Origin of the sequence: Brevibacillus formosus (genome assembly GCF_003013405.1) — a bacterium.
GTDB lineage: Bacteria > Bacillota > Bacilli > Brevibacillales > Brevibacillaceae > Brevibacillus > Brevibacillus formosus.
On the sequence record NZ_PXZL01000033.1, the window covers coordinates 29,987 to 44,748 of the forward strand.

The 14,762-nt window shown below is 50.6% G+C and carries 11 protein-coding genes; 10 read left to right on the forward strand and 1 reads right to left on the reverse strand.

What is annotated here, in order from left to right; genetic code table 11:
- The first annotated feature begins 1 nt into the window (after position 1).
- From C7R91_RS24865 to C7R91_RS24905, 9 genes are all read left to right on the forward strand, one after another.
- Positions 2-637 carry a CIS tube protein gene (locus C7R91_RS24865; protein WP_047071838.1) on the forward strand — a complete coding sequence of 212 codons (636 nt, stop codon included), beginning with the start codon at positions 2-4 and terminating at the stop codon, positions 635-637.
- Positions 638-644: 7 nt separating this feature from the next.
- Positions 645-1,760 (forward strand): phage late control D family protein, encoded by a 1,116-nt coding sequence (locus C7R91_RS24870; RefSeq protein ID WP_047071840.1) that lies wholly within the window; start codon positions 645-647, stop codon positions 1,758-1,760.
- Positions 1,757-2,482: a phage baseplate assembly protein V gene (locus tag C7R91_RS24875; RefSeq protein ID WP_047071842.1), complete on the forward strand. Its 726-nt coding sequence runs from the start codon at positions 1,757-1,759 to the stop codon at positions 2,480-2,482. The genes C7R91_RS24870 and C7R91_RS24875 overlap by 4 nt, the downstream gene beginning before the upstream one ends.
- Before the next feature lie 16 nt (positions 2,483-2,498).
- Positions 2,499-2,900, forward strand: coding sequence for a GPW/gp25 family protein (locus tag C7R91_RS24880; RefSeq protein ID WP_047071844.1), 402 nt, complete (start codon positions 2,499-2,501; stop codon positions 2,898-2,900).
- Between the two features lie 48 nt (positions 2,901-2,948).
- Positions 2,949-6,023 (forward strand): putative baseplate assembly protein, encoded by a 3,075-nt coding sequence (locus C7R91_RS24885; protein WP_047071846.1) that lies wholly within the window; start codon positions 2,949-2,951, stop codon positions 6,021-6,023.
- A gap of 17 nt (positions 6,024-6,040) precedes the next feature.
- Positions 6,041-8,284 (forward strand): putative baseplate assembly protein, encoded by a 2,244-nt coding sequence (locus tag C7R91_RS24890; RefSeq protein ID WP_047071848.1) that lies wholly within the window; start codon positions 6,041-6,043, stop codon positions 8,282-8,284.
- 33 nt (positions 8,285-8,317) lie between these two features.
- On the forward strand, positions 8,318-10,417 hold the full coding sequence (locus C7R91_RS24895) for a phage tail protein I (protein ID WP_236697929.1): 2,100 nt from the start codon (positions 8,318-8,320) through the stop codon (positions 10,415-10,417).
- Between the two features lie 36 nt (positions 10,418-10,453).
- On the forward strand, positions 10,454-12,091 hold the full coding sequence (locus C7R91_RS24900) for a hypothetical protein (protein ID WP_047072046.1): 1,638 nt from the start codon (positions 10,454-10,456) through the stop codon (positions 12,089-12,091).
- Positions 12,092-12,169: 78 nt separating this feature from the next.
- The gene (locus C7R91_RS24905; protein WP_047071852.1) at positions 12,170-12,994 is read left to right on the forward strand and encodes an aldo/keto reductase; all 825 of its coding nucleotides are present in this window, start codon (positions 12,170-12,172) and stop codon (positions 12,992-12,994) included.
- A gap of 54 nt (positions 12,995-13,048) precedes the next feature.
- Here C7R91_RS24905 and C7R91_RS24910 read toward each other — a convergent pair whose 3' ends face one another.
- Entirely contained in the window at positions 13,049-13,786 is a 738-nt protein-coding gene (locus C7R91_RS24910; RefSeq protein WP_052773422.1) for a YheC/YheD family protein, read from the reverse strand.
- Between the two features lie 227 nt (positions 13,787-14,013).
- On the opposite strand from C7R91_RS24910, the gene C7R91_RS24915 reads away from it, so the two are divergent.
- The gene (locus C7R91_RS24915) at positions 14,014-14,760 is read left to right on the forward strand and encodes an IclR family transcriptional regulator (RefSeq protein WP_047071855.1); all 747 of its coding nucleotides are present in this window, start codon (positions 14,014-14,016) and stop codon (positions 14,758-14,760) included.
- Positions 14,761-14,762: the final 2 nt, after the last annotated feature.

Here is a 14,762-nt window from a genome sequence, read left to right on the forward strand (position 1 = left end):
AATGATGGGTCAGGAGAAAAAGGCCAAAATTTTAGTGGATCGCAGCGGGCAAGGAGACTTCAAGGAGAGTATTTCCGTTCTCTTTAACCCATCAGAATACAAGGTAGATGCTTCCAATAACTACTCTTGGCAAAAGATATTGGGGCAATCGGTACCAGTCGGGATGTTCACGAGCGGTGATATCGAGACATTATCGGTCGACTTGTTTTTTGATACATACGAGGCTGGAGTGGATGTGCGTGCATTCACGAATCAGGTGCTGGGACTGATGGCCGTAGAAAAGAAAATCAGTACGCCGCCCCTATGCAAATTCGTATGGGACAGCTTTCAATTCACTGGTGTAGTCGAAAAGGTTTCGCAGCGGTTTACGATGTTTCTCGACCAAGGGACACCGGTACGAGCCACGTTAGGCGTCACGTTTAAAGGCACGAGCGTGAAAAAGTCCGCGGACGATATCGGGGCTGCAAGAGAAAAGGTCGCACAACAAATGGTCAACCAAGGAGACCAGCTGTACCTGATGGCGTATCGCACGTACAATGATGCGTCGAAATGGCGAAACATAGCGAACGCCAATCAGATCGACAATCCCAGACTTCTAAAACCGGCTACTACCTTGCATGTGCCACTTGTGAGGTGACGAAGAAATGAGCGAATTGAAATTGACGACAGATCGCCATTCCTTCGATGACCTGCGCCAAACGTACAACAATTTTCATGCTCCAGCCTTGGAAATACTCGTTGGAGGGAAAAAACTGATCAGCCAGGTAGGTGTCGCCATTACCAAAGCAACGATCAACTCCACCTTGGAAGGCAAAGCAGATACGTTCTCGTTTTCGGTAACCAATGCTTTTGATACGGCAGCGTGGGAGTTCCGCTGGGTAGATGACTATCTGGTTCCAGGCAACGAAATTGAAATTCAGATGGGCTATGGAACCGAGCTATCTAGTCTCTTTTACGGACATATTACAGCCGTTTCGTTTGCATGCGAGGAGACGCCCACCATAACGGTAAAAGGGATGGACAAATCGTTCCTGCTAATGGTCGATAACAAGTCTACCTCATGGAATAAAAAGAAATACAGCGATGTCGTGAAAGAGCTGGGACAAAAATACGGCTTGTCAACGCATGTGGATGATACGGTTCAGACAATCGAGACCATTACCAAGACGGTGTCCGAGACTGACTTTCAGTTTTTAAATCGTCTTGCAAAAATTTGTAACTACGACTTTTTTATCGTCGGGAAGAACTTGTATTTCCGTAAGCCACTGAGCAACATGACTCCGGTCCTCACCTTGATCTGGGGAGTGTCCTTGCGTAGCTTTTCTGTCGATGTCAACATTGCTTCCCAAGCCTCCTCCTATACGGTGCGATGGGTAGACAAGGACAAAACAACGGTGCTCCAGGAAGCGAAAGCAACGAACGCAGATATTGGGAAGCTCGGGACCAATTCGAAGACAAGCGCTGATCTGCTGCGAGCAATCGGTGATTATTTTGATAAATACGAGTCTACGAAAAAGCTGGACTCACCTGAGGAGATAAAAGCGGTCGCCAAGGCACGCCTGAATCAACTCGCCATGAACCTTCTCGACGGCAACTGCGAGGCCATCGGTCTGCCAGAAATTCGTGCTGGCCGCTATATCATGCTAGAGGGCATGGGGAAAAAGCTGAGTCAGCCTTATTACATCACATCTGTTACACACACCATCGATGTGGCATCTGGCTATGTGACGACGTTTCAAGTGAAGGGAAATACGATATGAGCTTTGATCATTGGTTCTACCAGGATGAAATAACAGAAGAAGAACGGGCAAAAATCCACGGTGTCATTGTCGGGATTGTGACGAACAACGAAGACCCGGAAAAGCTCTCGCGTGTAAAGCTGAAGCTGCCTCTGGTTGATAACGAGCGGGAGACAGATTGGGTGCGAATTGCCACGCTGTTTGCAGGAAAAGATCGCGGCAGCCTGTTTATTCCGGAGGTAGGCGACGAGGTGCTGGTCGCTTTTCACTGGGGAGATGTACGCGAGCCATTTGTGATCGGGATGTTATGGAATAAGGAAAACAAAGGCCCGGAAATGGCGGAGAAAAACAACATCCGAAAAATCACGACCCGTGCAGGCCATGAAGTGATTTTTGGCGATGATCCGAATGACGGGAAGATCACGATTGCCACGAAAAAAGGACAACAGGTGGAGCTGTCGGACAAGGATGAGAGTATTGTGCTTACGGAGAGCAGCGGAAACAACCAAATCGCCATGAAAGGCGGCAGCACGGGCGAAGTTACAGTGAAGAGCGGCTCAAGTACGATTACGTTGAATGCAAAAGGGCAAGTGACCATTCAGTCAGACACATCGCTGACAATCAAGTCCACCCAGCTGAATCTGGAGGCGCAGGGAGCCATGTCGATTAAAGCAGGAGCGTCCTTGAACATCAAATCTGACGGAATTGTTGCCATCAACGGTTCGGTGATCAAATTGAATTAATTCATGGGGGGATTCCATGCAGCAGCCATTCGGTGAAAAAGGATGGAAGTTCCCTATTCAGGTGGATCAGGCTACAGGCCGTATTCGTTTGTCTGATTACGAGGATGACATCGCGGAATCAATTCGCATCATTCTTTCTACTGCAAAGGGAGAGCGTGTGATGCGACCGAAATTCGGGAGCGGATTGCAAGGCTTCATGTTTGATGGTACGGACGGAACGAGCCTGGCTTTGCTCCAATCGGACATCGCAGAAGCGATCATGATCTGGGAACCGCGTGTGCGGGAGGTGCAGGTGGAGGCCAAGGTCGACAAAACTCATTCCGAAACGGTGAACGTTACGATCAGCTATACCGTACGAGCGACAAACAAAGGCTATCAGCTGTTGTATCCTGTCCATCGCCTAGGTCCACATGGGTAGCGCAAGAGTCACAGTCGCGTGAAGAAAAAAGGAAGGGAGGTGGGTAACGTGAAACCACCGTTGGTCGATTCGCGGGACATGCAGGCAGTCATCCGAAAAATGCGCGAAATGGTGCCATTCTACACCCCGGAGTGGCGCTTCACTCCAGAAGATCCTGATGCGGGTACGGCTTTATTTCTCCTTTTCGCAGACATGCTGATGAATAATCGTGAGCGTTTGAATCAAGTGCCGGAACGAAATTTTATTGCGTTTCTCAATATGCTCGGTGTCGGAATGGCTCAGGCAAGGCCGGCAGAAACCTTTTTGACATTTGAATTGAGTACAGGTGTGCAAAAGCCAGTGTGGATTCCGGCGGGCACAAAGGTTTCGGGCAAGTCTGCCCTTGGCGATGAAGTGGTTTTTGAAACGGATCAGCCTATGCTGGCTACCCCCTCTCTCCCGACAGATCTGTTGTTTTCCAATGGCAGTCGAGACTTTTTAACAGATGTAACGAGTTGGCTTGGGACAAATGCGTCGCTCTCTCTCTTGGACTGCCAGGCTTTGCCTAATCACCAGGAGCATTGCTGGTATTTGGGGCATGAGAACTTGTTTTGTTTAGGGGACCGTGCTTCCATCCAGCTCACGATGGTTTCCAATCAGGAACGCTACCTGGAATCCTTGCTGGCAGAGAAGCTGGTGAATCCAGCGCTGGTCGAGTGGGCGTATCAGTCAGAGGGCGAATGGGTTTTGTTCGACAAGATCGAGGCTGATCAAAATCGGCTGCGCTTGGAAAAAAAGCAGCGGAAAAAATGGCAGTCCAGTGAAGTGCAAGGAATCGAAAATCGTTGGCTTCGCTGTAGAGTGAAGCCAGGCATGATTCATGAATGGATGAAAAATGGCGGGAGCCTCTCTCTGACCCACATCCAGATGAAGACGGATTATTTGCCGACAGATGATCCGAATGGCCTTGCACCCGACATGCTTTTCTCCAATGATGTGCAGGTTTCTGGGAGTGGCTGCCTTGCATTTGGCGAGCAGCTCGCGCCGTATGGCATGTTTTTTTTGTCCTGTGAAGAGGCGTTTACGAAGCCTGGAAGTACGGTCGCCCTTCGTTGTCGGATGAAAACGATGCCATATCCTGCAACGCATCTGTCACAACCGGAACCAAAATGGAAATGGATCATGAAGGAATCGACCTTTGACCCTCCAGCGACGACACCCGTCACAGTCAGCAAGGTGGTATGGGAATACTGGAATGGCAGCGGATGGATGGTGCTTCTGTCAGGAGAGGATCGTGAGAAGCTGTTTGCTGGCACCGATTCGGATGAGGAGATTGTGGTTGCCTTTACGTGTCCAGATGATTTGCAGCCGACAACCGTGCAATCCCAGTATGGTTATTGGATTCGTGTACGAATACTTCAGGTGGAAGGCTTATATGGCCCGAATCCTGTATACATGGCCCCGTGGCTGGAAGACATGCGCCTGACCTATTCGTATCGAGAGTCCCTGCATGTGCCGGAAGCGATTGTCACACAGAACGACTTGGATTGGCAGCAACCTGTTGGTACAGGGAATCATCAGGCTAGCTTCCAGCCGTTTTTGCCATCCGAATGCATGCATCCCGCCGTCTATTTTGGATTTGAGCAGCCCCCATTGCAAGGACCGCTCTCTTTCTACTTTTCTATTCTACCAATGGACGAATCCCCGGGGGCTGCTCCGGTTGTGCAATGGGAATACAAGCGCGGAGATGCAGGAGCGACGACTTGGGCCAAGCTGCAAACGATTGATCAGACCGCTGGTTTTACGGAAAGTGGTACTGTACGTTTCGCTGGTCCTTTTGATATGGAAAAAAGCAAAATGTTTGAACGGGAGCGTTATTGGATTCGCGCCGTCAACGTAGACAATCGTCTTGGAGGATGCGATTCGGATGCACGACATCCCGTGCTAAGCGGCTTTTATCCGAATACGATACGAGCCATTCAACAAGAGACGATTCGCAATGAAATGGCAGAGCGGATAACAGAGGGACCACAAGCCGAGTACAGACTGATCCGACATCCCGTCATGGGCGAAGAGGTATGGGTAGATGAAACAGGCTTCTTTTTGCCGAGCGAACGAAAGAGCTGGCTGGAGCATCCGGAAAATCGGGTGGAGCTTCTCTATGATTCTGAAGGGAACGAGCAAAAATGCTGGGTTCTGTGGAAACGAGTAGAGCATCTGCACGATTCTGGTCCGGATGATCGCCATTACTGCTTGGAGAGTGCCAGCGGAAAAATTTTGTTTGGCGATGGCCGACATGGTAGGGAGCTTCCACAAACCGGACTCGGTTCCGTGAGGGTGACGTATAAGGTCGGAGGGGGAACAGCAGGGAATCTTCCCGCTGGGCAGTTGAATCAATTGGAACAATCGATTCCCTTTGTCCAAGCTGTCAGCAATCCGGTGCCTGCGATTGGGGGAAGTAATCGGGAATTGCTGACGGAAGCCTTGCAGCGCGGTCCTCAGACAATCAAGCATCGCTATCGAGCGGTGACGGCTGAAGATTTCGAATGGCTCGTCCGTGAAGCGCATCCGGGGATAGCCAAAGTGAAGTGTTTGCCGAATCGGAACAGCCGCCTGCAAAAAGAAGCAGGCCATGTCACTGTGATCGTATTGCCCGCAGCGGGATATATCGGCATACAATTTTTGGAGCTTCGGCGTTCTGTCACGAACTACTTGCTTACACATGCGGCAGCGACGATAGCCTCCCCCGAGCGGATTCATGTTAGGGAGCCTGTCTACTTGGAAATTGCGGTGACAGCAGAGCTGGCAGTAGGGTCTTTGGAGGAAATCGTTGAGGTGGAGCTGGAGACACTCGGCAAGCTCACGCGATTCCTTGACCCCATATCGGGAAATCTGCATGGTGGAGGCTGGGAAATAGGCCAGCGTGTGCACCCTTCGCTCTTGTTTGCCTTACTGAAATCCGTAAAGGGCGTCCGCTTTGTGGATCATCTGACCCTGACTGTATTTCGAACGGAAAATGGGCAACGAAAGGAAATACTCGCTTCTGAATACGAAACGATTGTACATGGGATCGTTACAGAGGGAGTACATCGAATCAGCGTCCGCGTTCAGGAAGGACAGGCTTTCTTCCCACCCAAACATTGAAAAAGGAAGTGTGCGCTATGCTTCCATCCAAGAATCTGGATGATCGCCACTTTGAAGAGATCGTCGAACAAGCAAAAAACGCGATCCCCAAGCTGCAGCCAGAGTGGGGTGACCACCGTCATCACGATCCAGGCATTACGCTTTTGGAGATGTTCGCGTGGTTGATGGAAATGCAGCAATACTATCTCAACCGGATAACGGAAAAGAACGAACGCAAATTTTTGCAGCTCATGGGTGTACACCCAAAGAACCAGTCATGTGCGACGACGGATGTAACGTTTTTCGCCGTGTCAGAAGAAGCGATCCTTCCGGAGAAGACGAGATTGTTCGCGGGGAGTCTTCCTTTCGAGACGGAACATTCGCTTGTTCTGGTACCGGCCAGCCTGGAGCGTGTTTTGGTTCATACAGAAAGCGGGACTACGGATGTAAGTTCATCCAATGCGCATAATGGTGTTTCCTACTACGCATTTGGCCAGGAACCAAAGATAGGGAACAAGATTTACTTAGGCTTTGATCGGCCACTCCCAGTAGGGAAGGCAGTCTCCATCGGATTGCGCCTGTTTGAGGACTATCCTCTCCCAATCGCCCCGCTTTCGCCCACATCCCTTTTCGTTCCATCAGCCACTCTCGTGTGGGAGTACTATGGACAGAACGACCGCACGCAAGAACTGGGATGGAGTCCGTTGCCAACAGTTTCGGATGAAACGATGAATCTCTCCTTTTCGGGACGAGTCTTAATCGAGCTGGAAGGGACTATGAAGCCGCTCATGCTTTACCCCGCCAATGATCGGCCACGTTTCTGGCTTTGTGCGACATTGCGTGCAGGTCGATTCGAATTAGCTCCTCGCATGGAAAAAATCGAGCTGAACACTGTGAGCGCTATTCAACGAGAAACCTTCAGTCAAATGTGGGAGTTCGATGGAACCGGGCAAGCGGATCAGACGGTTGTCCTTACCAGCTCGCTATCGTACGACGGCATTGTGGAGGTTCAATGCAAAAAGGGACGTCATTGGCAAAGTGGTTGGGATCAGGATGAACCAGACCAAGCCGATACAGGCGTATTTTCGTTTCGCGTTTCGCGTGACCCAGAAAAGGGCACAACGATGATTCGGTTTGGAAGTCCAATGCCTGAAGGCCACAAAAATATTCGGGTCATTGCCTATCGGAGTGACTTTGAAGGGCAGCGGTTCGTTGGAGAAAGCAGTGGCTTGCCACATCAAGTGTTTCGGCTGAATGTCCAATCGATCTTGCCGGAGACGTTTGTCATTCAGGTGGCACGTCAGGTCGAAGGCAGTCCGTTTCCCGTCTGGGAGGACTGGTCGCTGGTCACTGATTTTGACCGATCGGGGCCACAGGATCATCATTTTATGCTGACGGATGTGGACGGCGCAGAAATTGCCTTTGGCAACAATGAGCACGGAGCTATTCCCGAAAAGCTGGAAGGCATGGCCGGCATTCGGATCATATCTTGTCAGACAGGCCAAGGGGCGAAGGGGAATGTACAGGGTGGCCAAATTACCCGGTTTCTCCCGCTAACCAGGCAGCGAACCACCGCGCAGGTGACGAATCCCCGTCCAGCCAGCGGGGGAAGCGAACGCGAAACAATTGATCAAGCCAAGCGCAGGATGAGAATGGAATGGAAAAAACCGCAGCGGACCGTTACAGCAGAAGACTATGAGGCCATTGCGCTATCGACTCCCGGATTGCGTGTGGCCCGCGCGAAGGCAATCCCCCTATACAAAGTAGGGGAGATGGGAGCTTCCGAGCAAAACGCAGCCGCTCAAATGACCGTGGTCATCGTGCCATTCAGCGATCAGCCGACGCCACTGCCAAGTGAAGGTTCCTTAAGGACCGTTCGCCACCAATTGGAACAACGGAGGCTGCTGACGACAGAAGTCCATGTGGCTGCTCCGGCCTATATCAAAGTGACCGTTTTCGCGACCATCGTGGTGGAGCCTGCGTTTGCAGACAAAAAAAGAATCGTGCTACAAGCATTGCAGCGATATTTGACTCCATTGGATCTGCACAATCCTTCCACTCACCATGGAAGAGGATGGGAATTTGGCCGACCTGTTTATAAAAGTGATCTCTATGAGGTGTTAAACCAGATCGAGGGTGTGCTGTATGTGACGGATTTGTGGGTTTCCGCAGAGGGCACAGGCATCATCAGGGATGAAGGGGGCGATATTCAGATTCCGCGTCATGCGCTGGTGTACTCAGGAGAGCATGTTCTGGAGCTCGTTGTGGATAGAGAAAGATAGACGGGAACAAACGGAGGAGTGTGCGTGGATACAATGAATCGTTTCTTTTCCCTGAACAATCCGTCCGATTGGCAGCGGGGGGTCTGGTATAACCTTCACGTCTCTAACGAGGGGATCGCGCTGAATAAATCGCCCGAATATGTGATCGATCATGTGCATCAGGCCGGGACGACACATCACTCTCGACTCTTGGATTTTGCCATGGCACGCGTTGGCTCATTGCTTTGGCTGGATGAAAGCGGGCATATCACGCATTACGATGACAGCAATAATTTCAAGGAGACGGTGTTTCGTGCTGGACGCGGGTTGTTTTCCAAAGATTCATTTCTCGTCGCTGACGATGAATACGTGTACATCATCGATCCCGAGGCGAGACGAAAAGTCGGTGCGTATTCCACAGCCAACGGCCAGTGTATTTGGAGCTGGGAAGAGGGGGAGGAACCGCAGCTTTTTCCTTTGGATGCAGGGCTGGATGAAGAAGGACGTCTTTACATCACGACACCTGTGGTCGTAGATCGAGACAATGAACGGAAGGAAATCGCGGCGGGAACACAAGTCGTCGTCCTTCGGCTGAATCGGGCAGGCAAGATAGACGCTACATACGCGCATGCGGAATTGAAAGTGACAGAGGCAGCTACCCTTCGTGAGATCAGGCGAAGAAGGTTGTTTCGCCTGTCCGTTGCCAAAGCGGGCATGGTCTATCTATTTTGGGCAGAGACGAATCAAGTGTTTCGGTTCTCTTCTGAAGGCTCCGATGTGTGCACTCTGGCGATCCCGTCAGGCACCAAGCCCGCGGGGTTTGCAGTGGGTCCAGGTCCCATTCTCTATGTGGGTGATAGTCGTTCCATCGATTCGGCTCATGATCATACCCGATTCATTTTGCGTTTCCAACCAACTGGAGAAGCACTTGCGCCATTGATTAACTACCACGGCCGAGCAGACAAGCTCGTTTTTGACAACCAGCAACGGCTGTATGTTTGGGACGCACAGAAAAATGTTCTGACCATGTTGAGGCTTGTTTCGCGGACGTCCAACCTGGATACGACTGGAATACCGATGGGCATCTACTTCTCTCGTGCATTGGATAGCACGGAATTTGAAACGGTGTGGCATAAATTTACACTGGATGCAGACATACCGGAAGAAACGCAGTTACTCATCTCGACGTTTTCTTCTGATCGAAAAGAGCATGTGATTCATGGAGCTGTACACAATCTGGATGATTTTTTGCTGGCACCCGACATGGACTGGAAAACCAAGCTGCACAGGACGGCCAATCTATGGTCGGAGCCGGTAATCAACGCTTCAGATGCGCTGATTCATTCAGCAAAAGGCCGCTATTTATGGCTCAAAATCGAATGGCTCGGAACGGACCGCCACTCCCCTTTGCTCAGACAAATGCGGATTTACTCGCCGCGCGACACATTTTTACGTTATCTGCCAGCGACCTATCAAAGTGAACCTGCCAGTGCTGATTTTTTGGAACGCTTCCTCTCCCTTTTTGGGACGTTTTACTTGGAACTGGAGGAACAGATTGATACCATCTCACGTTTGTTCGATCCTGATACGACACCTGGAGAGTTCGTCCCTTGGCTGGCTTCCTGGTTAGGGATGGGCAGGGATGAGCATTGGACAGAGGCACAACGCCGAGAGCTGATCCGCCGCGCGCCGGAGCTGTATGCAGAGCGGGGCACTCGTGCCGGGTTGGAAAAGATGGTGGAGCTGTATACCGGGGAGCGCCCGATGATCGTTGAGTATTTTCAAATCAGGGACATGAAGGCGATCCCGGAGCTACACGAGCTGATTTCTTCCCTGTACATGGATCAGCCGTATCAATTTTGCCTAATCGTTTCGCAGGAATCCGCGAAAACAGAGCGGGAGCAGTCGGTTCTGCAAAAGATTTTGGAGGATCAAAAGCCTGCTTTTACAGAGGCGAAGCTCATCGTTCTGCGCCCGGGCATCTACGCCGACCTCCATAGCTACGTGGGGATTAATTCTTATTTGACGGAGCCGTCGTTCCTTACGCTTGATCAAAATTTATCCATGCCGTACAACACGGTGCTAAGCGGGAAAGACCGCAGCAGACGAATCGATTATGACACGAGGATTGGCCTGGATGCAGAGCTGGAGTAAGAAGCCGAGGTTTTTATGCAAAGTGAGGTGTTCGAGATGAAGAATCTGCGTTATTTTCCACATGAACGGAATGTGTATTTCAAAGGGAAGCTGTTGACCGTCAGAGATTTCGAATCAGAACAGCGCTATTTCAATGATAAACGTCGACTTACCAATCGCTTGCTTCACGGGGGTGGGGTGGTATGCGGTTTGCAAGTGATCGCTGTGGACGAAAAGCAGATTTCGGTCGAAGCCGGAGTCGCTCTCGATTATCTCGGGAGGGAAATCGTGCTTCCTGAGCCTGTGAAGCTGAAGCTGTCCATGATGGAAGGCTTTAGTAACAACGATTACGCGAAAAATGTGTACGTCTGCTTGGCTTATGATGAAAAAGGCAAAGAACAGGTCTTCTCCGTCTCCGAAACCGTCGAGCAGGAAATGGCTGAATACAACCGGGTGGCAGAAGGATATCGGCTTTTTATCAAAGAGGAGGCACCGCATCCTGCTTCCATCGAAGGGGTGCAACTGGTAGAGCAAAGAGTGCTGCTCTATGCAGATCCACAGGTTCGCATTTGGCAGGCAACTCCGCGATACGTCAATCCGGGTGAAGTATTTTCATTGCAGTTGCACATCGAGAAGACGGTACAAACGTCACGCGTGCAATTCCACTACAAGCTGGATGCGCCAGGGCTGACAGTCTTGGAAAGCAGTGACGGTAGTGTATCCTTCTTAGAGCCTGTTGACGCGAAAGAGACGGATTACGTTGTTTCCATTCCGATCAAAGCTGGCTGGGATCGTGGAACGGTGGAGCTGGCAGTGCTGGGTGGCAAGGCAGAGGTTCGACTCGGCGATCGCTTGGTGCATACCGATCTCCTTTCCGTAGGAAAAATCGAAATCACGCCAGACGATCTGGTAGAGCGGCTCGTGTCCGATTACTACAATCGCAAGCTGGATCAGGTGACACAGGCAAACGAACAGCCTTTTCTTTATTTGGCAAAAGTATGCTTGCTGCAAATGAACGCAACCTATGTCATCGAGAAGGTTGTTCCTGTTCCGTTTGGTGAGTACGTGTACACGCCAGCGCTTTTGCAAAAGCTTGCGATGCGTGCGCAGAAGGGAAAGCAAGTCGAGCAAAGGTCCCCTGCGGATTCCTTTCGAGTGACCACGCGTGTGAAAGAAATCGCGGCAGGCGATAAGGCGCAGTTCGATGTAAGCTACGATAATCTGGCGTCTGTCTACCAGTTTGAGCTTGGACTGCCCCGACCAGGAAAGGCATATGAACAAGTAGCAACTGGCGTGGTGGAAATACCGATTGAGCCATACTCCTCCAACTGGCCGTTTGGGGTCAAGATCGGCAATCGTTATTTTTCTGAGGAGCTCAAGCATTCTCTCGGAAAGGGGAATGTGTATGTCAGTGCAGGAATCGAGGATTCTCATGCAGATGTGATCGATGAGTTGCTTTCCCAACATGAGCAAGTGATGTACGGGCATAGCAGTGTTTTTGATGATTCGGAGTATGCGACAGATGCAGCGCATTTTGCAGTAGGGGTCATCGTTTATCCACAAAAAGGAACGTTTCGGATCGGCGTCCAGGTGAAGGGACCTGTTCAGACAGATCGGGCAAGGATCAGGTGGTGGGCGATCAAACCGCTGGTAGCAGGGACAGAGGACGTGGCGTTCCAAGATTCGCAAGAGTAGCAAGGTTTGCATCATTTTGTATTTATGCTACACTTTCTTAATGTAAGTACATATCAGCGTAAGACGGGAGGAGATCCAATGGCAACACATATCACAGATCATTCCGTTTTGAACAACGGGGTGAAGATGCCCTGGCTGGGTCTGGGTGTCTGGAAGGCAAAAGACGGAAACGAAACGTTGGCCGTTCGGTCCGCGATTGAGGCGGGTTATCGCAGTATAGACACGGCAGCTATCTACGGCAACGAAGCCGGCGTAGGCGAAGGAATCCGTCAAGCCGGGATCGATCGCGATCAATTGTTCATTACGACCAAGGTGTGGAATGCGGATCAAGGCTACGAGTCAACGCTGAAGGCTTTTGATGAAAGTATGAAAAAATTAGGCATCGATACGCTTGATTTGTACTTGATTCACTGGCCCGTAAAAGGCAAGTATGTCGATACGTGGAGGGCTTTGGAAAAGCTGTACCGCGATGGATATGTACGTGCGATTGGCGTCAGTAATTTTCACAGCCACCACCTCGAGGATTTACGCCAACACAGTGAGATCATTCCGGTTGTCAACCAAGTCGAGTATCATCCATTGCTTACCCAAAAAGAATTGCATGCGTATTGCAAAGAGCACCACATTCAACTAGAAGCATGGAGCCCATTGATGCAAGGAAATCTCGATCATCCTCTCTTGGTGGAATTGGGACAAAAATATGGCAAGTCTCCTGCGCAAATTGTGCTTCGGTGGGATTTGGAAAATCAAGTGGTGACGATTCCGAAGTCGATCACACCAGAGCGGATTCGCCAAAACGCAGATGTTTTTGACTTCTCCCTTAGTGCAGAGGATGTAGAAAAAATCACTGCCCTAAATGACAACAAGCGTTTTGGGCCAGACCCGGATGATTTTGATTTTTAAAGGGACAATCACATCAGATCAAAGGGGAGCCCCGAACGAACGGCTCCCTTTTTCTTATACGTGCCTTTGATAGGCACATATATGGTTGTACATCGATTTGTCGGCAAGCTTCAGGAACAGGGTAATGTCTGGTCGTAGATTGGCTTCAATAATCCATACCCGGCCATTTGCGTCTATGCCCATGTCCAGACCAAAGACTTTCTGGCGCGTGTAATAGCTTGCCAAACGATTCGCAGCGAGTATGGCGATTCTTCGCAGGCGAGCAATAATCGTGGAGGCAGAAGCACCGCGAATCGAAGAGCGTTGAATGGCTGAGCGGATCGGAAGCACCCGTCCCTTGCTTCTTTTGACATTGGTGATGATATAGCCTCTGCCTGCTACTTTTGCAAGCATTCCGGTGACGACCCAGGGAAAGCCTGATCTTCTTTGGACCATCACTCTTACATCGAATAAGGAACCATTGACGCGTGCCAGCGAGATCCCTCGCTGAATCAGATAAGGGGTCGTTATTTTTCTGCGCAAATACCTGTACGTCTCCAACTTTCCACGCAACATGCGGTGTGAAGGTCCACGCTGGACGCGGTAATGCCCCTTGGCTTTCCGTGTGACGAGTATGACGCCAGCACCACCACTTCCTGCTGCTGGTTTGACGATCACCTTTTTGTATTGATCCAGAAAAGCAGACAAAGACTGCTTGGAAAAACGGCATGTCCGGGGTAAGGCCGAGACCAGCGAGGAGCTTGCCCGGAGCACGCTATGCTTGGTCAGTTTGGATTTGCTCTTTTTACTCAATGAGATCATTCCCCCAATCGAGAATGGAGTCGTTGCAATTTTGCTGTCAGTGTATGTCCTATCTGGTGCTAACGCTTGTGGGAGTGTCCTCGTGAACAGAAAATAGGTGGGGGAGCCTTCGGATTCGCTCTTTACTATGGTTTATTTTTTCGTATACTGAAAAGTAGCATATTCGTTTCATCAGATGAAACGATCGGAACAAAGTAGGAAGCAGGTGTCAAACACTTATGGAAGAAGAACAAAAAGCAAACGTTCGGGCAGTCGATCGGGCTTTGGATATCCTGCTCTGTTTTACGGACGCTACGGATCTGGGCCTGAGCGAGATAGCGAGTCGACTCTCCTTGCATAAAAGTACCGTGCATCGTTTGCTGGCAACGCTGGAGAACAAAGGGTTTCTGATCCGAGATGTCCAAACGGAGAAGTATCGACTTGGGTTTCGAGTTTGGGAGTTATCCGCCAATTTGTCGCAAAACGATGATCCAGCGACATTGCTGCTGCCGGAAATGGAGCGATTGCGGGATTTGGTGGAGGAAACGATCAGTCTGTATGTGCGGGATGGAAACGAGCGGATACGCGTACAGGCAGTCCAAAGCAAACAGCCGATTCGCAGGGTGGCGCCAATCGGAGCGCGTATGCCACTCGCGGTGGGGGCATCCAGCAAGGTACTCGTTGCTTACGCAGAGCCTTTCATTTTGCAGGAAGTCATCAGCGATCCGAATTGGCCTGACTATGTGAACAAGGAGTCTTTTATTGAGCAATTGGATCAAATCAGGAAGCAAGGCTTCGCGACTAGCGTGGAGGAGCGGGAGCTGGGGACAGCAGCTGTAGCCGTCCCGATATTCAATCGCAACGGACAATTGGTAGCGTCTATTGCGGCGTCGGGTCCTTCCAACCGCCTGACTCCTGAAAAAATGAGCCAATATGCGCCTTACATCATGGAAGCAGCCTATCGAATGGGAAAAATGATGAAATAACG